The 25709-nt window shown below is 62.1% G+C and carries 16 protein-coding genes; 4 read left to right on the top strand and 12 right to left on the bottom strand.

Annotation, left to right across the window (positions count from 1 at the left end; genetic code table 11):
* The first annotated feature begins 167 nt into the window (after nucleotides 1-167).
* Nucleotides 168-1457 carry an MFS transporter gene (locus ACT3TS_RS01515; RefSeq protein WP_444529728.1) on the top strand — a complete coding sequence of 430 codons (1290 nt, stop codon included), beginning with the start codon at nucleotides 168-170 and terminating at the stop codon, nucleotides 1455-1457.
* An 81-nt stretch (nucleotides 1458-1538) separates the two neighbouring features.
* Here ACT3TS_RS01515 and ACT3TS_RS01510 read toward each other — a convergent pair whose 3' ends face one another.
* The 7 genes from ACT3TS_RS01510 to rpsL form a co-directional block, all read right to left on the bottom strand.
* Nucleotides 1539-5525, bottom strand: coding sequence for a hypothetical protein (locus ACT3TS_RS01510; RefSeq protein WP_444529727.1), 3987 nt, complete (start codon nucleotides 5523-5525; stop codon nucleotides 1539-1541).
* A 514-nt stretch (nucleotides 5526-6039) separates the two neighbouring features.
* Nucleotides 6040-6525 carry an SRPBCC family protein gene (locus ACT3TS_RS01505; RefSeq protein ID WP_444529726.1) on the bottom strand — a complete coding sequence of 162 codons (486 nt, stop codon included), beginning with the start codon at nucleotides 6523-6525 and terminating at the stop codon, nucleotides 6040-6042.
* A gap of 4 nt (nucleotides 6526-6529) precedes the next feature.
* Entirely contained in the window at nucleotides 6530-7081 is a 552-nt protein-coding gene (locus ACT3TS_RS01500; RefSeq protein ID WP_444529725.1) for a hypothetical protein, read from the bottom strand.
* A gap of 226 nt (nucleotides 7082-7307) precedes the next feature.
* On the bottom strand, nucleotides 7308-8498 hold the full coding sequence (gene tuf, locus ACT3TS_RS01495; protein ID WP_444529724.1) for an elongation factor Tu: 1191 nt from the start codon (nucleotides 8496-8498) through the stop codon (nucleotides 7308-7310).
* Nucleotides 8499-8659: 161 nt separating this feature from the next.
* On the bottom strand, nucleotides 8660-10774 hold the full coding sequence (gene fusA, locus ACT3TS_RS01490; protein WP_444529723.1) for an elongation factor G: 2115 nt from the start codon (nucleotides 10772-10774) through the stop codon (nucleotides 8660-8662).
* A gap of 72 nt (nucleotides 10775-10846) precedes the next feature.
* Complete coding sequence (rpsG, locus tag ACT3TS_RS01485; protein WP_038464713.1) at nucleotides 10847-11317, bottom strand: 30S ribosomal protein S7; 471 nt, start codon at nucleotides 11315-11317, stop codon at nucleotides 10847-10849.
* Between the two features lies 1 nt (nucleotide 11318).
* Nucleotides 11319-11693: a 30S ribosomal protein S12 gene (rpsL, locus tag ACT3TS_RS01480; RefSeq protein ID WP_038464715.1), complete on the bottom strand. Its 375-nt coding sequence runs from the start codon at nucleotides 11691-11693 to the stop codon at nucleotides 11319-11321.
* A gap of 419 nt (nucleotides 11694-12112) precedes the next feature.
* On the opposite strand from rpsL, the gene ACT3TS_RS01475 reads away from it, so the two are divergent.
* Nucleotides 12113-13111, top strand: coding sequence for a patatin-like phospholipase family protein (locus ACT3TS_RS01475; protein WP_444529722.1), 999 nt, complete (start codon nucleotides 12113-12115; stop codon nucleotides 13109-13111).
* 139 nt (nucleotides 13112-13250) lie between these two features.
* Here ACT3TS_RS01475 and ACT3TS_RS01470 read toward each other — a convergent pair whose 3' ends face one another.
* Together ACT3TS_RS01470 and rpoB are read right to left on the bottom strand one after the other, a co-directional pair.
* Nucleotides 13251-17153: a DNA-directed RNA polymerase subunit beta' gene (locus ACT3TS_RS01470; protein WP_444529721.1), complete on the bottom strand. Its 3903-nt coding sequence runs from the start codon at nucleotides 17151-17153 to the stop codon at nucleotides 13251-13253.
* Nucleotides 17154-17257: 104 nt separating this feature from the next.
* On the bottom strand, nucleotides 17258-20776 hold the full coding sequence (gene rpoB, locus ACT3TS_RS01465) for a DNA-directed RNA polymerase subunit beta (RefSeq protein ID WP_444529720.1): 3519 nt from the start codon (nucleotides 20774-20776) through the stop codon (nucleotides 17258-17260).
* 503 nt (nucleotides 20777-21279) lie between these two features.
* Between rpoB and ACT3TS_RS01460 the strand changes: the two genes are divergently transcribed.
* Together ACT3TS_RS01460 and ACT3TS_RS01455 are read left to right on the top strand one after the other, a co-directional pair.
* Nucleotides 21280-22476, top strand: coding sequence for an acetyl-CoA C-acetyltransferase (locus ACT3TS_RS01460; protein ID WP_444529719.1), 1197 nt, complete (start codon nucleotides 21280-21282; stop codon nucleotides 22474-22476).
* Nucleotides 22476-22991, top strand: coding sequence for an aminoacyl-tRNA deacylase (locus ACT3TS_RS01455; RefSeq protein ID WP_444529718.1), 516 nt, complete (start codon nucleotides 22476-22478; stop codon nucleotides 22989-22991). Before ACT3TS_RS01460 ends, ACT3TS_RS01455 begins: the two co-directional genes overlap by 1 nt.
* Nucleotides 22992-23092: 101 nt before the next feature.
* On the opposite strand, the gene rplL is transcribed toward ACT3TS_RS01455, so the two are convergent.
* The 3 genes from rplL to ACT3TS_RS01440 form a co-directional block, all read right to left on the bottom strand.
* On the bottom strand, nucleotides 23093-23470 hold the full coding sequence (rplL, locus tag ACT3TS_RS01450; protein WP_444529717.1) for a 50S ribosomal protein L7/L12: 378 nt from the start codon (nucleotides 23468-23470) through the stop codon (nucleotides 23093-23095).
* A 163-nt stretch (nucleotides 23471-23633) separates the two neighbouring features.
* Entirely contained in the window at nucleotides 23634-24221 is a 588-nt protein-coding gene (gene rplJ, locus ACT3TS_RS01445) for a 50S ribosomal protein L10 (protein ID WP_444529716.1), read from the bottom strand.
* Between the two features lie 347 nt (nucleotides 24222-24568).
* Nucleotides 24569-25705, bottom strand: a complete 1137-nt coding sequence (locus tag ACT3TS_RS01440; RefSeq protein ID WP_444529715.1) for a GNAT family N-acetyltransferase — start codon at nucleotides 25703-25705, stop codon at nucleotides 24569-24571.
* Between the last annotated feature and the right edge of the window lie 4 nt (nucleotides 25706-25709).

Below are 25709 nucleotides of genomic sequence, written 5' to 3'. Positions count from 1 at the left end.
TTATCTCGACCGGGACACGAAAAAGCACTTGAACAACTCAATAAGTATGCCGGATTCTGCGGCTGAACGCCAATCGGGGCTGTCGTTGCGTGCGCCGGCCCGGCCGCTGCCCTGGCCGGGAAATGCCGCCCCGGCGCCGTCCTTGACAGGCATGAGATGCTACAGGCGTGAGCAAAGTCACGAGAGTTGGCGGGGTGTCCGGGCCCTCAACCATGGGCTCAATGGCGGCAGTCCCCACGCGCAGGGTCGGCGGCCGGTGGATCTCGTTCTTTGCGCTGAGCTGGTTTGGGGTGTGGATTGCGCAGCTGACCCCGGTGCAGCTGCTCCTCCCCCTGCAAGTGGAGAAGCTCCTCAACACGACCGACTGGGTGCAAAACGTCCTCGGCTTCGGCTGGATTTCAGGCATAGCAGGTGCCTTTGCCCTCGTTGCCTACCCGCTCACCGGCGCACTCTCCGACCGCACCACCTCCCGCTTCGGCCGCCGCCGGCCCTGGATCGCGGCAGGGACCGCGGGTTTTGCCGTCTCCCTTGTCCTCGTTGGCATCCAGACGTCCCTGCTGGGGATTGGGATCTGCTGGGTGGCGGCCAGCACGTTCTTTTGCGTCCTCACGGCGGCCTTGACGGCGGCGATCTCCGACCAGGTGCCTGTCAGCCAGCGCGGCTACGTGTCGGGCTGGATATCTGCGCCGCAGGCAATCGGCATCATCGCCGGTCTGGTCCTGGTGACAGCGCTGGGGCTGAGCACCTTTGGCGGCTACGCCCTCATGGCGGGCCTGTTGGTGGTGCTTGGCCTGCCTTTTCTGCTCCTGGTTCCCGATGCCGTGCTCCCGCCGGGAATGATGGCGCCGCTCACCTGGCGTTCCCTGCTGCAGGGCATGTGGATCAGTCCCCGGCTGTTCCCCGATTTCGGCTGGACCTTGCTGAGCCGCATCCTGGTCAACCTCGGGAACGCCTTTGGCACCAGTTTGCTGCTGTACTTCCTCATGTACGGCCTCAAGGTGCCCGACGCCGAGGGCTCGCTCATTCTGCTGACACTGGTCTACATGGTGTTCGTCATCGTCGCATCGCTGTGGCTGGGCAGGCTCTCCGACAAGCTGGGCCGGCGGCGGCCGTTTGTGTTTGGCGCCTCCGTGCTCCAGGCCGTCGCAGCCTTGATATTGGCTTTCGTGCCCAGCCTGGAGGCGGCCACCGTTGCGGCGGGCCTGCTGGGGCTGGGCTACGGTTGCTTCCTTTCGGTCGATCAGGCCCTGGCGACCGAAGTGCTGCCGGATCAGCTCTCCCGCGGCAAGGACCTGGGCATCATGAACATCGCCCTGACCGTTCCGCAGGCGTTCGCGCCGATGCTCGGGGCGCTGCTGGTCAGCGCCGTGGGCGGCTTCACGCTGCTCTTTCTGGTCTCCGGGGTCACCGCGCTGGCCGGGGCCTGGGCCGTGGGGCGGGTCAAGGGCGTCAGGTAAGCACGACGGCGCGTCCCGGCACCCGCTGCCGCCCCACCCGGGTGCCGATCGGCTGGCAGGTGACGCCGTCGGCTGTCCCGGTCAGGGTTGCGGCGGCGGGCCCTGCTGCCACTGCCCGGGGTGCTGGGGTGCGGGTTGCCGGGGTGTGGGTTGCCGGGGTGCAGATTGGGGCGGCGGGCCCTGCTGCCACTGCCCGGGGTGCTGGGGTGCGGGTTGCCGGGGTGTGGGTTGCCGGGGTGCAGATTGTGGCGGCGGGCCCTGTTGCCACTGCGCGGGTTGCTGGGGTGCAGCTTGCGGCTGCGGGCCCTGCTGCCACTGCGGCGCTCCGGCACCGTACGGGGGTGGGGGTGCCTGGCCCGCGGGATTCGCGGGCGCGCCGTCGTTCCCTTGCGTTTTCTTGCGGTTCAACCGCCATATGGCGAAAGCAATCAGGCCCAACGCCAGCAGTGCAAGCAGGATGTAGGTGAAGCCGCGCAGGTACCAGATGACCGCGGTTGCCACGCCAATGGCGCCCCAGATGGTGAAGACGCGTTCGTCCAGTCCCATGCCAACGGCCAGCAGCGCCACAAAGACCAGCAGCGAAACGACTTGCTGCAGAGGGTCGCCGCTGAAGATGGTCAGGAAACCACCCAGGCTGGCCGCAGCTGCCGCGGCCATGAGCAGCCCCTTGCCGATGGGTGCCTGCTTCGCCCGGTAGCGGATCACGGCCAGGGCGGCCAGCGCCATGGCCGTCCACTGGACGAACCAGTAGAAGCCCAAGTCAACATGGACACTACAGGCCCAGAACCAGACAAAGGCTGCGGCGGGCACGGCCAAGTCCATGGCCAGGCGGCGGTGCACTGCCGGTGCTTCCACACAGCCAAGCACGGCAACTGCCGTGAAGGCCGTTGCGCCAAGGAGTGCGGTGGTGTCATCAGTCAGGGTCCACAGCGCAAAGACGGCTCCGCCGCCCAATGCCGTGGAAATCAAGGATCCGCGCTGGACCTGCGGGGCCCGGACCAGCGACAGCAGGATCATGCGCACCATGTACAGCGCGCCCTCAACCACCACGAACCCGGCCAAGGACGCATACCCCGGGCGCTCCACGAGCTCGGAGACCTGGCTGCGGAAGAGGAAGGCGGACAGCAACACCATGAGGGAGCCGGGCAGTGTCAGCCATGGAATCTTCATGGCATGGGCGCCTACCAGGAGCGCCAGGCCCGCCACCAGCCACATCGCAGCAAAAATACCGGTCGCCGCGGCACTGTCCACAATGGTGGCCGTGGCGAGGAAACTGCCTGTGGCCACCAGCCAGTACCAGCGCATCTCCGGCGCGTCCGGCTCGCTGGTGCAGCGCCAGGCGATGGCGGCCACACACAGCACGAGCAGAATCAGCGCCGTGGCTCCGGGCCACATCACGGGGGCAATCACCGCCGCCCCGCCAATGACGGCAACAATGGCCAAGTAGGAGGCGCCCCGCTGTTTCAACCAGAGCTGGGCTGCCAACGCCGATACGGCCAGGACCACCAGCTCAACCGCAACCACCCACCGAAGCGCAGTGCCGGGAGCCTGGAAGCCGCGGGACTGCGCTACATAGGTGAAGGGCACCAGGACCTGTGCTGCGAGCAGCAGCCACAACCCGGCCCGCAGGAACTGTTCCTGCCCCACCGCCGCATTGAACCGTCCGGGCACGCCGGCAACGTACTGCAGCCCCAGCTGAAGCAGCAGCACGCCCGTAAGCACCAGCGACACCACTTCCAGGTGGTCCGTCAGCTCCCGGACCACAATCCAGGCCAGTCCGAACACGGCAACCCTGGCAAGCAGAAAATGCAGGCCCCTGAGCTGGCCACTGCCGGCCCGGGCCGCAAGGAATCCAGACGTGGCGGCAAAGATCCCAACCACCATGGCTGCCTGCGGACGGTCGGCCAGTGACAGCAGCGAGAGCATGGCCAGCGCCGCTGGTCCTGCCCACAGCACCGCGGGCATGAAGGCACTGCGCAACGTGCCGGACGTGACAAGGGCAGCCACGGCCGCGGCCGCCAGCACCACGGCCGTCCGCGCCGGCGAAGGCACGGGGCCTTGTGCCAGGATTCCCGGCGCCGCCATGAGAACAACGGCGGCCAGCGTCAGCCCGACGTCGACCGACAGCCCGGTGACGCGCCGACCCTGAACCGCCACGACTGTGAGGATCACCAATTGCGGAATCAAGGCCACGAGCAGTACGGCGCCAAGGCCCACCGCCGTGCCGGCGATGGCCGTGTCCGGATCGAATTCCCGCCACAACTGAAAAAGTCCAATGGCCAGCAGCAGGGACACTGCCCTGGCCGCCCACCAGTAAGCCCAGCGGTGCAGTGTTTCCTTCTGCTTGTGCACCAAACTGCCCCCGAGCAGCAGGTAGCCCAGCGCCACGGCCCAGGCAAGGCTTGCCCCGCCGGCGTCGAACACCGGTCCCGTGAACAGTGCCGCAATGACAAGGTACGACGGCGCCACCAGCTCCGCGCGCGAGAATCCACCGGCGCGGGGCAGTTTGGTCAAGGAAAGCACGGCCGTGGCCACACCCATGGCAAGGGCAGAGACCAGGAACTCCACACGCAGCCATGGCAGCGTGGCCGTTCCCGAGAGCAACACCACCAACCCGGTTCCCACCACGGCCCATGCGGCGGCCGAATAGCTGGTGGCCGGGTTGGCGGCGCCAAACTTGGCCAGCATGGCATCGGCCAGCAGTTGCAGGGCCGAGATGACAGCCATGACGGCAAGGATCAGGTGGACCTTGCCCGGCTGGGCAGGGATGAAGTGGGCCAGGACTGCCGCGGCGAATGCGCTCACCAAAACCCGTGCCACAATCAACATCGCATGTCCCACTGCGGTGTTTCTTGCAGACAGGTGCCGGGCGGTCGCATAGACCACGCCGATCGCCGCAAGTGCCATCCAGTCCGACGCTGACAGGAACGGCGAACACCCCAAAGTGAGCGCAACTGCCGGCAGCGGCAACCACTCCCCCTTGGGCAGGAAGGCCGGCACCACGGCCATGGCGGTAAGCAGCGCAACGGCCAGGCCCAGTGCCGCAAAGGGAGCATTGTCCATTGCCGTCCCCAAGGGTGCGGCCAGCGCAACGGTCCACACCATGGAGCTTGCGGCCACCAGCGGGACGCTGGTGAACACGTCCACGTCCACCCACCGCCCGTCTCCAAGGAAAACACTCAGCTGGTGCCGGCGGTAGGCCAGGACAATGGCCTGCAGGGCCAGCACCAGCGTGAACGCCCCGGCCGACCATGCGAGTTCGGGCTGGATCAGCCAGCCTGCGAACGGTGCCGCAAGCGTCACGGACGCCCTGAGGCCCAGGTAATTCCACCTGCGCATGGCCGGGGCACAGATGCCTACCATGACCGCGTAGTAGATGGCGCCGGCGAGCAACACCAGGGTGTGGTCGGCAGCATTCAATGCGAGTGAAAAGACCAGCGATCCGGCGATGCCCACGGGGGCAAACCAGGGGCCCAGATCGGACAGCGGCTTGGCATAGAGGCTGGGTTCGCCCTCCCCCTTGCGCAACAGGTGGCCGGCCAGGGACAGGAGCGCCGAGAAGACTATGAGAGCGGCAAAGTACCAGGCCAGGGCGGCGCCCACGACGGCCACGGATGACCATGCTGTGGAGAGCAGGAAAGCAAGGGAAAGGTACACCACCAGCCGGCTTTGCAGCCGCACCGCCGCAACTACATAGGCCACGGTGCCAATCAGCGATGTCACCAGCCACACGGCCGGAGCGTCGGGGAATCCCAGATTGTACGTGGCCAGGCCCGCGAAGGGGATGATCGCCAGGGCAGTGCCGGTAAAGGCGACGGCCGCCGGCTTGAGCCGCGCAACCTGGCTGTGGAGCATCAGCCCTGCGGCATAGAAGAGCGCCGTGGCCAGCCAGACGCCACCCAGACGGACGGCCACCGGTTGGCTGCTGCCAACGAACAAGGCCGCTGCGGCCACCATCAGCAGGCTCGCAACATACAAGGTGATGTTGATATTCTGCGTCTCCCGCCGGCTCTTCCGGGCCGCCACCGCGGCAGGGTCCAAGAGAGCAGGGGAAGGATGCGGGCTCATCGGCGGCAGCCGGCTCTGCACGGGCTGCTGCATCCTCGGCGGACCGGGAGGGACAGGAGGAACAGGAGGAACAGGAGGAACAGCCTGGCGCTGCACCGGCTGCGGCATCAATTTCGGCGGTGGCACAGCCGGCGCCGGCATGCTGGGAACAGGCGGCACAGCCTGTCCCGGAACAAACTGGTGAACGGGAGCCGGAGGTTGGGCCGCCGGGATCGGCTGAGCAGGCGGGACCGGTTGGGCCCGCTGAGCAGCACGGGGAGGCTGAGCGGCACGGGAAGTCGGGGCAGCCTGCGAGTGCTGCGTGGGCTGGGACGCAAGCGCATCACGCCAACCGGCCAGGTGGCCTGCCAGGTAGCCTTGGCCATAAGCTTCTTGCACTGCGGATGGCGCGGGTTGCTGGGCCCGAGGTTCGGCTTCCCAATGTTGGTTCATGCGACTCCCCTAGTGACTGTAAGTTCCCATCCTAAGCCACCGGGCGTGCAAAACATCACCTTAGGCCATCAAATGGATATAACTACCCATCACCGGAATTCGCCCGCATTTCAGCCAGCAGGCCGTCGTCCCCGCACGCCTCCGCAAAAGCTGCGATGCGCCGTTCAATTTCACGCCCCAGCAACCACTTGCCTGCCGGATGGGCCAGCCACCGCAGCCATCCGGGCCGGCAGGAAAAGGTGTACTTCCAGACCAACCGGGTTCCGCCGTCGTGCTCGGAAAAGCGCCAGCCGCCGCCAAACTGGGCGAAGAACCATGGCCCCGACACCATCTTCATGCCCACGTTTCGGCCGGGCGCGTAGGAGACGTATTCACTGACCATCAGCAGCCCCAGCCGTGACCGGGTCCGGGTCCGCACACCCTTGGCCGCCCGAGTGGCGCCGCCTTCAAAATGCTGCGAATGGATGAACGGGTCCCATTTCAGCCGCAAGTCCCCCGTAGTCTGCGAAAGTTCAAACGCGCTGGCCGGATCCAGCGACACCGTTCGTTCGGCAATGACCTGAGGCACGCGCTCAGCCCACTCGAATGCGGCGCACCGCGCGCACAAAGCTCAAGGTTCCGCCAATGGCCGCGCCGGCACCGAGGACCATCAACGCCAGCCCCAGATAGTTCGGGAAGCTCCATCCAGCAGAGACCAGGGCTGGAATTTCACTGTCAAGTTCGACGGCGGGATTCTCACCCAGCCGATAGCTGACGGATTGGCCCACGATCTCAGCTTTTGTGGGGAATTCCTCAATCCAGCCATCGGTGTTGGTGCCGGGCGAAGGATGACGGGGAAAGTGGTTGGTGTTGAGTGTGTGTTCCACCCCGTCGCTGCCGATGAACGTCAGTTCCGCGCGGAAAACGTGGTGTACGCCGTTGTTGGTATAGCCCACATTGACCCGCGCATCGGCGACCGTCCCCCGCAGCCCGGTTGCCTGCAGCTCCCGGGCGGTATTTCCGGGGTTGCTGCCAATCTGAAACATGTTCAGGCCAAACAGCAGCAGGGCTGCGGCAAACGCCAAAATGATGATGGATGCCGTTCGGAGTGTTCCCGCCGGGACCTGTTGCTTGCTGATTGCCATATTTCCACCCTATAGGGCGGCAGGATTCACACCATGGGGATTCCTGCCCATCGGCAAGATGGCGTACACCCTCCAGGCTGGAGATTGGAACACGTGGCGCAGGACCTTGTGGAGGGAATCGCACCCATCCAACGGATTTCGCCGACTTCTGCGGTTCATTGTTTAAAAGGGAAGGGCCCCAGCCGAAGCTGGGGCCCTTCCTACAAGAATCAGGTAAGTCTAAAGACTACTTGAGGATCTTGGTGACACGACCTGAACCAACGGTGCGGCCGCCTTCGCGGATAGCGAAGCCGAGGCCTTCTTCCATGGCGATCGGCTGGATCAGCACGACTGACATTTCGGTGTTGTCGCCAGGCATAACCATTTCCGTGCCCTCAGGCAGGGTGATGACGCCGGTAACATCCGTTGTGCGGAAGTAGAACTGCGGGCGGTAGTTGGAGTAGAACGGGTTGTGACGCCCGCCTTCGTCCTTGGCCAAGATGTAGACGTTGGCTTCGAAATCGGTGTGCGGGGTAATGGAACCCGGCTTCACGATAACCTGGCCACGCTCTACGTCTTCGCGCTTGATGCCGCGGAGCAGCAGTCCGCAGTTCTCGCCGGCCCAAGCCTCGTCGAGCTGCTTGTGGAACATCTCGATACCGGTAACCGTGGTCTTCTGGACCGGGCGGATGCCGACAATCTCGATTTCCGAGTTGATCTTCAGGGTTCCACGCTCGGCGCGGCCCGTAACAACGGTTCCACGGCCGGTGATGGTGAAGACATCTTCAACCGGCATCAGGAACGGCTTGTCCTTGTCGCGGATCGGGTCCGGAACGTTGTTGTCAACGGCATCCATCAAGTCCTCAACGGACTTGACCCAAACCGGATCGCCTTCCAGTGCCTTCAGGCCGGAAACGCGCACAACTGGTGCCTCGTCGCCGTCGAAGCCCTGTGAGGAGAGCAGTTCGCGAACTTCCATTTCGACCAGGTCGAGGAGTTCTTCGTCGTCAACCATGTCGGACTTGTTCAGCGCGACCAGCAGGTAGGGAACACCAACCTGGCGGGCCAACAGAACGTGCTCGCGAGTCTGGGCCATCGGACCGTCAGTCGCAGCAACCACCAGGATAGCGCCGTCCATCTGGGCAGCACCGGTGATCATGTTCTTGATGTAGTCAGCGTGACCGGGGGCGTCTACGTGTGCGTAGTGGCGCTTCTCAGTCTGGTACTCAACGTGGGAGATGTTGATCGTGATGCCACGCTGCTTCTCCTCGGGTGCCGAGTCGATGGTGCTGAAATCACGCGCCTCGTTGAGATCGGGGTACTTGTCGTAAAGTACCTTGGAAATGGCAGCCGTCAACGTGGTCTTACCATGGTCAACGTGACCGATGGTACCGATGTTAACGTGCGGCTTGGTCCGCTCGAACTTTGCCTTCGCCACGGGTTCCTCCTAGAACGTTTTCAGATGACATACTCTCAGCGACGCTATTCGTCACTGAAATCGTAGTAAGTCTACTGGGGGCTTTTGATATTTATGAAATTACTGCTGCTTGGCGTCTGATCAAGTGTAGAACCTGAACCAGACGCCAAGCAAAAGGGCGACTACTCGCCGCGGGCCTTCTGGATGATTTCGTCGGCTACTGCCTTCGGAACCTCAGAGTAGCTGTCGAACTTCATCGAGTAGACTGCGCGACCCTGGGTCTTGGAACGCAGGTCACCGATGTAACCGAACATGCCGGACAGGGGAACCAGGGCCGTGATGACCTTGACTCCGCTTGCGTCCTCCATGGACTGCATCTGGCCGCGACGTGAGTTGATGTCACCAATAACTTCACCCATGTATTCCTCAGGGGTGCGGACTTCAACTTCCATCAACGGTTCAAGCAGAATCGGGTTGGCCATCCGTGCGGCTTCCTTGAACGCCATGCGACCGGCGATCTTGAAGGCCATTTCGGAAGAGTCAACATCATGGGACGCGCCGTCAAGCAGCTTGGCCGAGATGCCAACCATCGGGTACCCTGCCAGCACGCCGTCAGGCAGTGCGGACTGGATGCCCTGGTCAACGCTGGGGATGTATTCGCGGGGAACACGGCCACCAGTGACCTTGTTCTCGAACGTGTACAACTCGCCATCGTGCGTATCCAGCGGCGCAATGGCAATCTGGATCTTCGCGAACTGACCTGAACCACCGGTCTGCTTCTTGTGCGTGTAGTCGTGCTTGACAACGGCGCGCTTGATGGTTTCGCGGTATGCAACCTGAGGCTTGCCAACGTTGGCTTCAACGTTGTACTCGCGGCGCATGCGGTCAACCAAGACATCCAGGTGGAGCTCGCCCATGCCACCAATTTCGGTCTGGCCGGTGTCTTCGTTGAGGTTGACGGTGAACGTCGGGTCCTCAGCGGAGAGCTTCTGGATAGCCGTGGACAGCTTCTCCTGGTCACTCTTGGTCTTCGGCTCAATTGCGACGAAGATCACGGGATCCGGGAATGTCATGGACTCAAGCACGATCGGGTTTGCCGGATCACACAAGGTGTCACCGGTGGTGGTGTCCTTGAGGCCGATAACGGCGTAGATGTGACCTGCGTGGATTTCATCCACAGGCATTTCCTTGTTGGCGTGCATCTGGAACAGCTTGCCCAGACGTTCCTTCTTCTGCTTCGTGGAGTTCAACAGCTGCGTTCCGGAAGTTGCCTTGCCGGAGTACACGCGGATGAAGTTCAACTGGCCGAAGAACGGGTGTGCGGCAATCTTGAATGCCAATGCGGAGAACGGTGAGTCCTCGTTGGCCTCACGGGTGAGCTCAATTTCCTCATCGCGGGGGTCGTGGCCAACCATGGCACCAACATCCAGCGGGTTCGGCAGGTAGTCGATGACAGCATCGAGCATGGGCTGCACGCCGCGGTTCTTGAATGCAGAACCACAGAAGACCGGGTAGATCTCGGAGTTCACGGTCAGGTGGCGGATGCCGGCCTTCAGTTCCTCGATGGAAGGCTCTTCGCCCTCGAGGTACTTCTCCATGAGCTCTTCGGAAGCCTCGGCAACTGCCTCAACGAGGGATGCGCGGTATTCCTCAGCCTTTTCCTGCAGATCCGCGGGGATCTCCAGGATTTCGTAGGCGGCACCCATGGTGACGTCACCCTTGGAGTCACCGGCCCAGACGAAGGCCTTCATGGTGAGCAGGTCAACGACACCCGTGAATTCGCTTTCAGAGCCGATCGGCAGCTGCATAACGAGGGGCTTGGCACCCAAACGGTTGATGATGGTGTCCACCGTGTAGTAGAAATCAGCACCGAGCTTGTCCATCTTGTTGACAAAGCAAATACGCGGAACGTTGTACTTATCAGCCTGACGCCAAACAGTCTCTGACTGCGGCTCGACGCCTTCCTTGCCGTCAAAAACAGCAACGGCACCGTCAAGCACACGCAAGGAGCGCTCAACTTCCACCGTGAAGTCAACGTGGCCGGGTGTGTCAATGATGTTGATCTGGTTGTTGTCCCAGAAGCAGGTCACGGCGGCGCTCGTGATGGTGATGCCGCGTTCCTTTTCCTGTTCCATCCAGTCAGTCGTCGAAGCACCATCATGGGTCTCGCCGAGCTTGTGGTTCACACCCGTGTAGAACAGGATGCGCTCAGTTGTTGTGGTCTTGCCAGCATCAATGTGGGCCATGATGCCAATGTTGCGAACCTTTTTAAGGTCTGTAAGCACGTCCTGTGCCACGGTTTCTCCCTTTTCTAGAGATGAGTTGGAAGGATGCCGGCGGAGTTGCCGCCGACATCCTCAAGGCTCTAGTTACCAGCGGTAATGAGCGAAGGCCTTGTTGGACTCTGCCATCTTGTGGGTATCTTCGCGACGCTTGACAGCGGCACCAAGGCCGTTGGAGGCATCCAGAACTTCATTGCGCAAACGCTCGGTCATGGTCTTCTCGCGGCGAGCCTTCGAGTAACCAACCAACCAGCGAAGTGCCAGCGCGGTCTGACGACCCGGCTTCACTTCAACCGGAACCTGGTAGGTGGCGCCACCAACACGGCGGGACTTGACCTCAAGGCTCGGCTTGATGTTCTCCATGGCCTTCTTCAAGGCAACAACGGGATCAGCACCGGTCTTTTCACGTACACCCTCGAGTGCGCCGTAAACGATGCGCTCTGCGGTGGACTTCTTGCCGTCTACCAGAACCTTGTTGATCAGCTGAGTGACCAAAGGGGAACCGTATACGGGATCTACAACTAGCGGCCGCTTGGGGGCCGGACCCTTGCGAGGCATATTACTTCTTCTCCATCTTTGCACCGTAGCGGCTGCGAGCCTGCTTGCGGTTCTTAACGCCCTGGGTATCCAATGCGCCGCGGACGATCTTGTAGCGAACGCCGGGAAGGTCCTTAACACGGCCTCCACGAACAAGCACGATGGAGTGCTCCTGGAGGTTGTGGCCTACACCGGGGATGTAAGCAGTAACTTCCACGCCACCGTTGAGGCGCACACGGGCAACCTTACGCAGAGCCGAGTTCGGCTTCTTCGGGGTGGTTGTGTAAACGCGCGTGCAAACGCCGCGACGCATGGGGCTGCCCTTTAGTGCGGGAGCCTTGGTCTTTGTGACCTTGGGTGTCCGGCCCTTTCGGACCAGCTGGTTAATCGTAGGCACTTTCGTGTTCTCCGTTGTTTTATCGTGTTGCTTGCCCCGCCGGCCGGAATGATTCAGCCGCTGAGGGTAAGCCGTTTACTGGTAGTCGCAGGCTTGGCGACTTCACAGCGCCTAGGCATGCAAAAATGTGGCATTCGCTGTACAAGAACCGTACAACCCGGACCCGCATCCACTTCCTTCGGATAAACGAAGGAAACTGACGCTCTTATCCACTGCCACACTAACAATTACCTCTTACATTACCACGGGTTAAGCCTGACACTGAAATCGGTGCCCGGACACGTGACCGCCCCTTGCCACCCGCGCCTGTTGACAGCACGGGGTGCATGCCCCAGTGTCGGGGATACCCCACGGGTCACGGCGCTTGAGGTCCTTTCGGCGCCCGCTGTGGAGCGTTTTCCGGCGGATGGAGGCACGTCATGGCTGATGCGGACCTGGTGCTTGAAGGCGGCGGGGTGAAGGGGTTGGCGCTGGTCGGTGCAGTCGCTGCCTTGGCGGACTTCCGGGACCCGTATTCCATACACAGGGTTGCCGGCACCTCGGCTGGTGCAATTGTGGCCGGGCTGCTGGCCTCCGGACTTGACCTGGCCCGGGTCAAGGCCACCATGGACAAGCTCGACTTTTCACAGTTTGAGGACCAGGCAGGGTTCCTGGCCGGCGTTCCAATTGTTGGCCCGCTTGCCGGACTGCTGTTCCACCAGGGGCTGTACGCCGGGGAATTCCTGCACCGCTGGTTGCAGGACACCCTCGCCGCGCAGGGCGTGCACACCTGGGCGGACCTGAAGGACGACGACCCCCACAGCGCCCTGCCGCCGTCGCGGCGCTACAAACTGGTGGTGATTGTGTCGGACATTTCCCGTGGCCTCATGCTGCGCCTGCCGTGGGATTACGAGGAACTGCTGGGTGTGGATCCAGACACCGCGTCGGTGGCCGACGCCATCAGGGCATCAGCCTCGATCCCGTTCTTCTTCCGTCCGTGGATCATGCCCACGAACCCTGCCGTCACGGGGCACGACCACATCGTGTGTGCCGACGGCGGCCTGCTCTCGAACTATCCCATGGCCATCTTCGACAGGCACGACGGCAAGCCCGCCCGGTGGCCGACCATCGGCGTCAAGCTTTCAGGCCGGAGCACCATCCGCGCCCAGGATTGGCGTCCTGACAACAACAACCTGGAATTGGCCATGTCCCTGCTGACCACCATGTTGGGCGCCCATGACCGCGCCTATGTCAGTGACCCCCAGGCGTCGTCGCGCACCATCTTCATCGACACCTCCAACTACCGCGCCACCGACTTCCGCCTCTCCCGGCAGGACAAGGACGCCTTGTACGCCTTGGGCCTGGCCGGCGGGAAGAAATTCCTGGCCACCTGGGACTGGGAGAAGTGGAAAGCCGGCGACTACACCATGCAGCCATAGCTGCAGGAGCGTTGCCGATAATCCCGCCATAGCTGCAGGAGCGTTTGGTTAAAGCACGACGGCGGTTGGTGAGTTTCGCAAGGAAACTCACCAACCGCCGTCGTTCGCTGCCTCGGCAGCTCCCTTATTCAGCTATGTGTCAGCCGGAGAAGTTGGTGCCCAGGTCGTAGTCATCCAACGGGATGGCACGGAACTCGGCACCCAAGTCGCCTACGCCGCCCACGTAGTCAAAGTCGCTGAAAGCGCTCGGACCGGTGAACAGATTGGCCTTGGCTTCTTCCGTGGGCTCCACCGTAACGTCGGTGTAGCGCGGAAGACCGGTGCCTGCGGGGATCAACTTACCGATGATCACGTTCTCCTTTAGACCCAGCAGCGGGTCCGATTTGCCTTCCATGGCCGCCTGCGTCAGAACGCGGGTGGTCTCCTGGAAGGAAGCGGCGGAGAGCCATGATTCGGTGGCCAGGGAGGCCTTGGTGATACCCATGAGCTCGTTACGGCCGGAAGCCGGCTTCTTGCCCTCGGACACGACGCGACGGTTTTCCGTCTCGAAGCGGCCGCGCTCGGCAAGCTCACCCGGCAGCAGCTTCGAGTCACCGGACTCGATGACCGTCACGCGGCGGAGCATCTGGCGGACAATAACCTCGACGTGCTTGTCGTGGATGCCCACACCCTGGCTGCGGTAAACGCCCTGAACTTCCTCAACGAGGTGCTTCTGAGCGGCACGCGGGCCGAGGATGCGCAGAACCTGCTTGGGGTCAACAGCACCCACAATGAGCTTCTGGCCAACTTCAACGTGCTCGCCGTCAGCAACCTGCAGGCGGGCGCGTCGCAGCACCGGGTACGCGACTTCTTCGGTGCCGTCGTCCGGTGTCAGGATCAATCGCATGGTCTTCTCGGACTCATCAATGTTGATGCGTCCGGCAGCTTCTGCGATCGGAGCAACACCCTTGGGGGTGCGTGCTTCGAAGAGCTCCTGAATACGGGGCAGACCCTGGGTGATGTCCTCGCCACGGCTGGCGGAAACAGCACCACCGGTGTGGAAGGTACGCATGGTCAGCTGGGTGCCGGGCTCACCAATGGACTGGGCGGCAATAATGCCGACAGCCTCACCGATGTCCACGGTCTTGCCGGTGGCCAAGGAACGGCCGTAGCACAGCGCACAGGTGCCAACAGTTGACTCACAGGTGAGCACCGAACGGACCTTGATCTCTTCAATACCCGCTGCGAACAGCTTGGCAATGAGGACATCTCCGACGTCGGCGCCGGCCTCAGCCAGAACCGCACCATCCGAGTCGACCACCTCGGAAGCCAAAGTACGGGCGTAAACGCTGTTCTCGACCTCCTCGTGCAGCACGATCTCACCCATGGAATCAACCACGGCGATCGGCAGGGTCAGTCCGCGCTCGGTGCCACAGTCGTCTTCACGAACAATGACATCCTGCGAAACGTCAACCAGACGACGCGTCAGGTAACCGGAGTTGGCTGTACGCAGAGCGGTGTCAGCCAGACCCTTACGGGCACCGTGAGTGGCAATGAAGTACTCCAAAACCGACAGGCCCTCACGGTAGGAGGACTTGATCGGGCGAGGAATAATTTCACCCTTGGGGTTTGCCACCAAGCCACGGATACCGGCAATCTGGCGAACCTGCATCCAGTTACCACGGGCACCGGAGGACACCATGCGGTTGATCGTGTTGGATGCGGCGAAGGACGCACGCATCACATCAGCGATCTCGTTGGTTGCCTGGTTCCAGATGTCGATGAGCTCCTGGCGGCGCTCGTCGTCAGCAATCAAACCCTTGTCGTACTGGGCCTGGACCTTAGCAGCCTTGACCTCGTAGCTCTCCAAAATGGCGGGCTTCGAGTCGGGCACCTTGATGTCGGAGATGGCAACGGTGATTCCTGATCGGGTTGCCCAGTAGAAACCGGCATCCTTCAAGTTATCCAGTGTTGCTGCCACAACAACCTTGGGGTAGCGCTCGGCGAGATCGTTCACGATCTCGGAGAGCTGGCCCTTGTCCGCAACAGACTCAACCCACGGGTAATCCGCAGGCAGGGTCTCATTGAAGATGACCTGGCCCAGCGAGGTGTCGACGATGGCGGTTCCGCCAGCCTCAAACCCTTCCGGCCCCTTGCGCTCGGCACCCGGGATGAAGTTTTCCAAACGGATCTTCACCTGGGAATTCAAGTGCAGCTCACCGGCGTCGTGGGCCATGACGGCTTCGGCCGAGGTGGAGAACACACGGCCTTCGCCGGCTGAACCCTCACGCTTGGTCGTCAGGTGGTACAAGCCGATGATCATATCCTGCGAGGGCAGGGTGACCGGGCGGCCGTCGGAAGGCTTCAAGATGTTGTTCGAGGACAGCATCAAGATGCGGGCTTCAGCCTGCGCTTCGGGGCTCAGCGGCAGGTGCACTGCCATCTGGTCACCGTCGAAGTCGGCGTTGAAGGCGCCACAAACCAGCGGGTGAAGCTGGATTGCCTTGCCTTCAACAAGCTGCGGCTCAAACGCCTGGATACCCAAACGGTGCAGGGTTGGTGCACGGTTCAGCAGCACCGGGTGCTCGGTGATGATCTCTTCGAGAACATCCCACACCTGGGGACGGAAACGCTCAACCATGCGCTTGGCGCTCTTGATGTTCTGTGCATGGTTGAGGTCAACCAGGCGCTTCATCACGAACGGCTTGAAGAGCTCCAGGGCCATCTGCTTGGGCAGACCACACTGGTGCAGCTTCAGCTGCGGACCAACAACAATGACCGAACGGCCGGAGTAGTCGACACGCTTGCCGAGGAGGTTCTGACGGAAACGACCCTGCTTGCCCTTGAGCATGTCGCTCAAGGACTTCAACGGACGGTTGCCCGGCCCGGTGACGGGACGGCCGCGACGACCGTTGTCGAACAGGGAGTCAACAGCTTCCTGCAGCATGCGCTTTTCGTTGTTGACGATGATCTCCGGAGCACCCAGATCAAGCAGGCGCTTGAGACGGTTGTTGCGGTTGATCACGCGGCGGTACAGGTCGTTCAAGTCGGAAGTGGCGAAACGGCCACCGTCAAGCTGAACCATGGGGCGCAGTTCCGGCGGGATCACCGGGACAGCATCCAGAACCATGCCAAGCGGGCTGTTGTTGGTTGTCAGGAATGCGTTGACAACCTTCAGACGCTTGAGGGCACGGGTCTTGCGCTGGCCCTTGCCGTTGGCGATGATGTCGCGCAGGATCTCCGCTTCACCGGCCATGTCAAAGGTCTCAAGGCGGCTCTTGATGGCTTCGGCACCCATGGCACCTTCGAAGAACATGCCGTAGCGGTCACGCAATTCGCGGTACAGGGCTTCGTCACCTTCGAGGTCGGCAACCTTCAGGGCCTTGAAACGGTCCCAAACCTGCTCGAGGCGGTCGATGTCGGCGTCGGCGCGCTTGCGCACGTTCGCCATCTGACGGTCCGCGGAGTCACGGGCCTTCTTCTTGTCGGCAGCCTTCGCGCCTTCGCCTTCCAGGCGTGCAATTTCACCCTCAAGATCGCGGGCGATCGTGGCGATGTCGTTGTCACGCGTGTCCACCATGCGCTTCTTCTCCAGGTCGTGCTCAATCTGGAGGTTCGGCAGTTCTTCGTGGCGGGCGGCGTCGTCAACGCTGGTGATCATGTAGGCGGCGAAGTAAATGACCTTTTCAAGGTCCTTCGGCGCCAGGTCCAGCAGGTAGCCCAAGCGCGAGGGGACGCCCTTGAAGTACCAGATGTGGGTTACGGGTGCGGCAAGCTCAATGTGGCCCATGCGCTCGCGGCGCACCTTGGCGCGGGTGACTTCCACGCCACAACGCTCACAAATGATGCCCTTGAAGCGCACGCGCTTGTACTTGCCGCAGTAGCACTCCCAGTCGCGGGACGGGCCAAAGATCTTCTCACAGAAGAGTCCGTCTTTTTCCGGCTTGAGCGTGCGGTAGTTGATGGTTTCCGGCTTCTTGACTTCGCCGTGGCTCCAGTCGCGGATATCTTGCGCGGTGGCCAGGCCAATCTGCATGAGGCCGAAGGAGGATTCGCTGGACATATGGGTCCTGTTCTCTCTAATTCTCTAAAGTCTGAATGTCTAAGCGGGTTACGGGAGGAAGGGAAGGTGCGACGGCGGCACGGCTGGGTGCCGCCGTCGTCCGCCTAGACTTCTTCGACAGAGTTAGGCTCGGCCCGTGACAGGTCGATGCCCAGCTCCTCCGCGGCCCGGAAGACTTCTTCATCCGAGTCACGCATCTCAATCGTGGTGCCGTCGGTGGAAAGGACTTCCACGTTCAAGCACAGCGACTGCATTTCCTTGATGAGAACCTTGAAGGATTCCGGGATGCCCGGTTCCGGGATGTTCTCGCCCTTGACGATGGCTTCGTAGACCTTCACACGGCCATGGATGTCATCGGACTTGATCGTCAGCAATTCCTGCAGGGTGTATGCAGCGCCGTACGCCTCGAGTGCCCAAACTTCCATCTCACCAAAGCGCTGGCCACCGAACTGGGCCTTACCGCCCAAGGGCTGCTGGGTGATCATGGAGTACGGGCCGGTGGAGCGGGCGTGAATCTTGTCGTCCACCAAGTGGTGGAGCTTCAAGATGTACATGTAGCCGACGGAAACCGGATCCGGGAACGGCTCGCCGGAGCGGCCGTCGAACAGGCGGGTCTTGCCTGAAGAGTCAATCAGGCGGTCACCGTCGCGGGTCACGTTTGTTGAATCCAGCAGACCGGTGATTTCCGAGTCGCGGGCACCGTCGAACACGGGTGTTGCCACCCGGGTCTGACCGATTTCACGCGGCAGGTTCGGCAGGTTCTGAATCCAGTCTGGTTCGCCTTCAACCTTCCAACCGGTCTTGGCAACCCACCCGAGGTGGATTTCCAGGACCTGGCCGACGTTCATTCGACCCGGAACACCCAAGGGGTTCAGGACGATGTCCACCGGGGTGCCGTCCGCAAGGAACGGCATGTCCTCGATCGGGAGGATCTTGGAAATAACACCCTTGTTGCCGTGGCGGCCGGCAAGCTTGTCACCATCGGTGATCTTGCGCTTGTTGGCCACGTAGACGCGAACCAGCTGGTTCACGCCGGGGGGCAGGTCATCTTCGGAGTCACGGTCAAAGACGCGGACACCGATAACCGTTCCGGACTCGCCGTGGGGAACCTTCAGGGAAGTGTCGCGAACTTCGCGGCTCTTCTCACCGAAGATGGCACGCAGCAGGCGCTCTTCCGGGGTCAGCTCGGTTTCGCCCTTGGGGGTGACCTTGCCTACCAGGACGTCGCCGGCTTCAACCTCGGCACCGATGTGGATGATGCCGCGCTCGTCGAGACCGGCAAGGATTTCCTCGGAAACGTTCGGGATGTCCCGGGTGATTTCCTCGGCACCAAGCTTGGTGTCGCGAGCATCGATCTCATGCTCTTCGATGTGGATGGAGGAGAGCACATCTTCGGCAACAATGCGCTGCGAAAGGATGATGGCATCCTCGTAGTTGTGACCTTCCCAGGACATGAAGGCAACCAACAGGTTCTTGCCCAAGGCGAGCTCACCCAGGTCCGTTGCCGGACCATCGGCGATGATGCCGCCAACTTCCAGACGCTGGCCCTCGGAGGCCAGGACGCGCTGGTTGTAGGCAGTTCCCTGGTTGGAACGCTGGTACTTGGCGATCGGGTAGCTGATCTCCGTGCCGTCGTCGTTCAACATGACAACAACGTCTGCGGAAACCTCCGAGACCACGCCTGCCTTCTTCGCGATGACCACGTCACCGGCGTCAACGGCTGTGGCGCGCTCCATGCCGGTGCCCACGAACGGGGCCTCGGACTGGACCAGCGGCACTGCCTGACGCTGCATGTTCGCACCCATCAAGGCGCGGTTGGCGTCGTCGTGCTCCAGGAACGGAATCAAGGCGGTTGCCACAGACACCATCTGGCGCGGTGAAACGTCCATGTACTCGACGTCGTTTGCCGCGATCAGCACGGGCTCGCCGCCACCGCCACGCTGGCGAACCAGCACGGACTCTTCAACAAAGTGGCTGTTGGCATCGAGCGGCGCGTTGGCCTGCGCGATCACAACATCCATCTCGTCATCGGCTGTGAGGTAATCAACCTCGTCGGAAACAACGCCGTCCTTGACCCTGCGGTACGGGGTCTCGATGAAGCCGAACGGGTTGATGCGTCCGTAGGATGCCAAGGAACCAATCAGACCAATGTTCGGGCCTTCAGGAGTTTCAATCGGGCACATGCGGCCGTAGTGGGACGGGTGAACGTCTCGAACTTCCATGCCTGCACGGTCACGGGACAAACCGCCCGGGCCCAGCGCGGACAGACGACGCTTGTGCGTCAGACCGGCCAGCGGGTTGTTCTGATCCATGAACTGTGAGAGCTGAGACGTTCCGAAGAACTCCTTGATCGCTGCCACAACGGGACGGATGTTGATCAGCGTCTGCGGCGTGATGGCCTCGACGTCCTGGGTGGTCATGCGCTCGCGGACAACGCGCTCCATGCGGGACAGGCCCGTGCGGATCTGGTTCTCAATGAGCTCGCCCACGGCGCGGATGCGGCGGTTGCCGAAGTGGTCGATGTCATCGACATCAACGCGCAAGTCAACCTCGGCGCCGTCGCGCTGGCCCTTGGTGGTCTTGTTGCCGGCGTGCAGGGCGACCAGGTACTTGATCATGGCGACAATGTCGTCCACGCTCAGCACTGAAGCCTTCTCGTCGCTCAACGGCAGGTCAATGCCCAGCTTGCGGTTGATCTTGTAACGGCCAACCTTGGCCAGATCGTAGCGCTTGGGGTTGAAGTACAGGTTGTGCAGCAACGCGTCGGCGGCGTCAACGGTGGGCGGCTCGCCCGGACGCAGCTTGCGGTAGATGTCCAGCAGGGCATCTTCGCGACCGGTGGTGGCATCCTTTTCCAAGGTGGCACGGATGGAGTCGAACTCGCCGAACTCCTCCAGGATCTGGCCTTCGCTCCAGCCAAGGGCCTTCAGCAGTACGGTGACTGACTGCTTGCGCTTGCGGTCGAGACGGACGCCAACCTGGTCGCGCTTGTCAATCTCCAGCTCGAACCATGCACCACGTGAGGGGATGATCTTGGCGGTGAAGATTTCCTTGTCGCTGGTCTTGTCCGCGGTGCGCTCAAAGTAAGCACCCGGCGAACGCACCAGCTGCGATACAACGACACGCTCGGTGCCGTTGATCACGAAGGTGCCCTTGTTGGTCATGAGCGGGAAATCGCCCATGAAGACAGTCTGCTGCTTGATTTCACCGGTCAAGTTGTTCATGAACTCGGCCTTGACGTACAACGGGGCGGCGTACGTGGCGTCGCGGTCCTTGCATTCGTCAACGGTGAACTTGGGGTCAGAGAACTCCGGCTCCGTGAAGGACAGGGACATGGTGCCCTGGAAATCCTCAATGGGGGAGATTTCTTCGAAAATGTCGGACAGGCCCGACGTGACGGCCACGCTGTCATCGCCAGCGTCCACTGCCGTCTGCATGCGGTCCTGCCAGCGTCCATTGCCTACGAGCCAGTCAAAGCTCTCGGTCTGGAGCGCAAGCAGATTCGGCACGTCAAGCGGCTCGTGAATCTTTGCGAATGAGAGGCGACTCTTTGCACCGTCGGTGCTGTTTGAATCGATAGCGGTTGCAGCGTTATTTACATTAGAGGTGCTCGAGGCGACCAAGAGGGATCCTTCCACAGACCTGCAGGCTTGTTCTTACGAACCCTCACCCGTTCCACTCCTGGTCATCAAACCCGGACGAACGCTGGCCAAGCAGCCGCAGAACATGCTTCAAGGCGCAGTTAAACTGCCCTTTTTGCACGTTGTCCTTGGCTCTTGACCGAAACAAAGCCCACCGCTATATGAAGGCTGGAGGTTAAGAGGGATACGCAAAGATCTACTCTACAGGCAACTGCCCCATCGTGTCTACCCCAGGATCCCAAAAACTGCAAGTATCGATATGCCACGACACATCGACGCCTGTTTTCCCGGGACTTTTCGGGCAAATAGTGCCCGCAGTTGGGCGCGTCACACCGGAGGATTCGGTGGGCGGGCAACCTGGAAATTTTCTGCCGCCGAAAGCCGTTGAATTCCATGACTGACAGCGGTTGCTGTTAGGTTTTAGGAAGGACGCGTACAGCTCAACGAGGAACTGTACGGCACAAGTTTCAAGGAGCGCGGCGGCCATGACGGCACAAACAAATGATGTTGTAATTCTCGCGGGGGCCCGCACACCCCAGGGCCGACTTAACGGGCAGCTGGCACCGTTTACCGCCGTCGAGCTGGGTTCGAAGGCCATCGCCGCGGCAGTCACCCGATCCGGTGTTGATGCCGCAGACATTAATTTTGTCATCATGGGCCAGGTGCTGCAGGCCGGCGCCGGGCAGAACCCGGCCAGGCAGAGCTCCATTGGGGCTGGCATCGGCTGGAATGTACCGGCTACAACCATCAACAAGGTGTGCCTGTCAGGCCTGACAGCTGTCATCGATGCGGCCCGATTGATCCGCAGTGGCGAGGCTGCAGTGGTTGTGGCGGGCGGACAGGAGTCAATGACGCGGGCACCGCATATTCTGCCCGGCTCCCGACAAGGCTGGACCTATGGGGCCATCCAGGCCCTGGACGTGGCGGCCCGCGACGGATTGACGGACGCCTTTGACGACGACTCGATGGGGTTGTCCACCGAGCGTGGCAATCTCCGCCTGAGCATCTCCCGCACCGCGCAGGACGAGGTGGCTGCCGCCTCGCACCAGCGTGCGGCGGCAGCAGTTGCCGCCGGCGTTTTCAACGACGAAATTGTGCCCGTCACGGTCCCCCAGCGCAAGGGTGAACCGCTTGTCTTGAGCGACGATGAGGGCATTCGTCCGCAAACAACGGTGGACAGCCTGGCCGGGCTGCGTCCAGCCTTTACAGCGGACGGCGCCATCACGGCAGGGAACTCCTCGCCCCTGTCCGACGGCGCCAGCGCACTTGTCCTGACTTCACGTGCCTACGCCGAGGAGCACGGCCTGGCCTGGCTGGCCGTTGTCGGGGCACCGGGCCAGGTGGCCGGACCGGACAATTCGTTGCATTCCCAGCCATCCAACGCCATCACCGCAGCCCTGACCACTGCAGGCTGGGGCGTGGACGACCTTGACTTCATCGAGATCAATGAGGCTTTTGGCTCCGTTGCCGTCCAGTCACTGCATGATTTGAAGCTGCCGCTGGAGAAATGCAACATCCACGGCGGTGCCATCGCGTTGGGCCACCCCATCGGCGCCTCAGGCGCCCGGCTGGCACTCCACGCGGCCCTTGAGTTGAGCCGGCGGGGCTCCGGCAGGGCTGCTGTCTCGCTGTGCGGCGGTGGCGGCCAGGGCGAAGCGCTGCTTTTGTTCCGGGACGCATAGTGGGCGCAGGGCCCGAACCCGCAGGCCGGGACTTGGCAGGCGGAGACTTGACGGGCCGGGAACGTGTGGCAGCGGACGCTGCCGCACGCAGCCTGCCGGTGGAGCTGGTTGTGCGGCCCGCGGCGTCCTCGCTTGCGGAAGCAGCAGATCTTCTGGGAGTCACGCCGTCGGACATTGTGAAGTCCCTCGTGGTCAAGCGCAGCGACGGCACTTTCCTCTTTGCGCTGGTGCCCGGCGGGCGGTCAATTTCATGGCCCAAGCTCCGGACAGTGGTGGGCGTCAACAAGCTGCAGATGCCGGCCGCTGACGTCGCCCTGGCGGCAACAGGCTACGAACGCGGCACCATCACCCCGCTGGGCAGCACGACGGCGTGGCCCGTCTTCGTTGACGAAGGCATCCGCGGACGCCGGGTCGCCATGGGCGCCGGTGAGCACGGCTACAGTTTGTTCGTTGCGGGCGACGATTTGATTGCCGCCTTCGGCGCGACAGTGGCGGACATCTCCGTTCCGGAGTAGCTGCACCGCGAGTGGAGGTTCCCTCGCGCTCGTGGGCCCCGCCCGGACACAAGAAAGCCCCGCACCAATCGGTGCGGGGCTTTCTTTGAAGTGCGAGGAGATTACTTGACAGTAACCGTGGCGCCGGCAGCTTCGAGAGCTTCCTTGGCCTTCTCGGCAGCTTCCTTGGTTGCACCTTCGAGAACAGCCTTGGGAGCCGAGTCAACGACCTCCTTGGCTTCCTTCAGACCCAAGGAAGTGATCGAGCGAACTTCCTTGATAACAGCGATCTTCTTGTCGCCGGCTGCTTCGAGGATGACGTCGAATTCAGTCTGCTCTTCTTCAGCTTCTGCAGCGCCGCCACCGGCGGGGCCTGCAACTGCAACAGCAGCTGCAGTAACTTCGAAGGTCTCCTCGAAGAGCTTAACGAACTCGGAGAGCTCGATGATGGTCAGTTCCTTGAAAGCTGCAATGAGCTCGTCGTTGGTGAGCTTAGCCATGGGTGGCGCTCCTTCTGTTCACTGGCCCAACCTGGGCCGAATCCATAAACCTAAATCCTGCTGGACTTAGGGAAGTACTGTGGGGTCTCCCCCTGGGGCTTGATGCCCCGCCTGCCATGTCCTGGAAGATCGTGTGAACAATTTTCAGGCCGGCAGGTGGGGACTAAGCCTCGGTGGTCTCAGCTTCAGCAGCAGGCGCCTCGTCGGCAACAGCTGCTTCTTCAGCGGCGGGTGCTTCCTCAGCGGCCGGAGCCTCTTCAGCGGGAGCGCCATCGGCCAGCTTCAAACGCAGGGCCTCGAGGGTGCGCGCAGCGGCGGCCATCGGTGCCTTGAGGATGCCGGCAACCTTGGCCAGCTGCAGTTCACGAGACTCAAGGGCAGCCAGTGCGACAAGCCCATTGGCGTCGAGAGCCTTGCCTTCAAACAAACCGGTCTTGATGACCAGCTGCTTGTTGGCTTTTGCAAAATCCGTGAGGCTCTTTGCTGCTGCAACAGCGTCACCCTTGATGAAAGCAATGGCGGTGGGACCGGACAGCTGACCTTCGAAAGCGTCAACACCGGCTTCCTTGGCCGCAATGGCAGTCAGGGTGTTCTTTACAACCGAGAACTTGGTGTCCTGGCCGAGAGAAACGCGCAGCTCCTTGAGCTGAGCTACGGTGAGCCCACGGTATTCGGTTAGGACTGCGGCAGTTGAATCATTGAAATCCTGTGTGATTTCTGCAACTGCAGCCACCTTTGTTGGCGTTGCCATAACCCTCCTTCCGGGAATTGGTGCCAGTCTTTCCGGTCCGCCCGCCCCCAGCGCGCTGGATTGTGGACAAACAAAAACGCCCCGCACAGATGTACGGGGCGTTGTGCGCAGCGGATCCAGGGATATTCTCCTTGGTTCAACACTGGGCATAAGCTTTGTGCACCTGCGCTGGCCGTCCATGTAAAGGACTTTCGGATGCAAACCGGCCCGAATCCAACGCAGAAAGATGCATGCTGCACTTGCTGGCTGGGGGAGATTGACATCGACCGACGGTCTTTGGTTCCTTCAGATTACAGGAGGCCGGGCCTGGATTCCAAATCCGGGGCGTGTGTCCGTGGCCACGGCCGTTACCCCAAGGCGTTGAAGTCCTTGCGCCACTGCCCTGTCGCCCCTGCGCTGACGAAACCCAGCTGGGCGTTGACGGAGAGCATGGCTGAATTTTCGGGTGCGTTCCAGGTGTAGATGGCCCTGGTCTGCGGAAACTCGCGCATGAGCATTTCCATGTTCGCCACCTTGATCTGCAGCCCGACGTCCTTGCCCTTGTGGGCCTTTTCCACGATCGTGTCGTCTTGGAAGGCCACGTCGTTGCGATGTCCCAGGATGGAGATCGAGGTGAAGCCGACCAAGGCCCCCGTTGCCAGGCACTCGGCGGCGCTGACAAGCGTATGGCGGCCTGTGCGCGCGGACAGTTCCTCAGCTTCACGCAAGCTGTTCACGTCCCACTGGTCCAGCTCCTGGGCCTGCTCCGGCTCCTGATCTTGGCCCCGGTGAAGTCCCTGGCCCCGGGCTGCGTCGTCGTTGCCGCTGACGTCCTGCTCCAGGCGGACGAAGTCCTGCGCCCATTTTTCCGGGCAGCTGTCCATCCACTGGTGCACAGCGTAGGCCGGCTCCTGCCTTGCTGCAGCCTTGTCGGCCAGCTGGGCGGCGACACCGGCCGGCAGCGGCAGCGCACAGGCGCTGAACTGTTCCACCAGCTCAAGGTCGTACCCGGCGCTGTAGGCGAACCGGGCTTCCCTGCTGCTCAGCGGCAGGGACCCGCTGCCATGGGTGGCTGTGATGGGGTCGCTTACACCATCCACCAGCGCCGCCACCGGATGGTTCGTTTCAACCATGACGATTTTGCGGTTCTCGCCCCTGACAAACAGCTCGGCGGCCTCCAGCAGCTTCCGTCCCAGCCCGGCACCTGCGGCGGAGGGCAGCACATCAAGGGTGACGTGGGCCAGCTCGGTGTTGTCATCCAGGGGCATCGCAATGCCGGCGCGGCCAACAATTGTCCCGGCGTTGCGGGCGACCAGCACCACATACCACTCGTAGGGATCATGGCATTGGGCGAACAATTCCTGTGCCGTGTAGGCCAACACATCATTGCCCCAGGTATGCACGCGCACCTGTCGGGAGACCTCAACGGCCTGCAGGAAGTCCTGGGCGGCGTCGCCGTCCAGCGTCTCCGGAATCCGCAATTGTTCGATGGTTGCTGCACTCATGTCT

It is taken from the genome of Specibacter sp. AOP5-B1-6, from assembly GCF_052376555.1.
Lineage (GTDB): Bacteria > Actinomycetota > Actinomycetes > Actinomycetales > Micrococcaceae > Specibacter.
Note: the sequence above shows the minus strand (reverse complement) of the source record. Positions and strands in the feature narration are given on the sequence as shown.

Coding starts and splice junctions, on each gene's coding strand:
- ACT3TS_RS01510 (WP_444529727.1), bottom strand. CDS start 5,525: ATGAGCCCGCATCCTTCCCCTGCTCTCTTGGACCCTGCCGCGGTGGCG.
- ACT3TS_RS01500 (WP_444529725.1), bottom strand. CDS start 7,081: ATGGCAATCAGCAAGCAACAGGTCCCGGCGGGAACACTCCGAACGGCA.
- rpsG (WP_038464713.1), bottom strand. CDS start 11,317: ATGCCTCGCAAGGGTCCGGCCCCCAAGCGGCCGCTAGTTGTAGATCCC.
- ACT3TS_RS01475 (WP_444529722.1), top strand. CDS start 12,113: ATGGCTGATGCGGACCTGGTGCTTGAAGGCGGCGGGGTGAAGGGGTTG.
- ACT3TS_RS01470 (WP_444529721.1), bottom strand. CDS start 17,153: ATGTCCAGCGAATCCTCCTTCGGCCTCATGCAGATTGGCCTGGCCACC.
- ACT3TS_RS01460 (WP_444529719.1), top strand. CDS start 21,280: ATGACGGCACAAACAAATGATGTTGTAATTCTCGCGGGGGCCCGCACA.
- rplL (WP_444529717.1), bottom strand. CDS start 23,470: ATGGCTAAGCTCACCAACGACGAGCTCATTGCAGCTTTCAAGGAACTG.
- rplJ (WP_444529716.1), bottom strand. CDS start 24,221: ATGGCAACGCCAACAAAGGTGGCTGCAGTTGCAGAAATCACACAGGAT.
- ACT3TS_RS01440 (WP_444529715.1), bottom strand. CDS start 25,705: ATGAGTGCAGCAACCATCGAACAATTGCGGATTCCGGAGACGCTGGAC.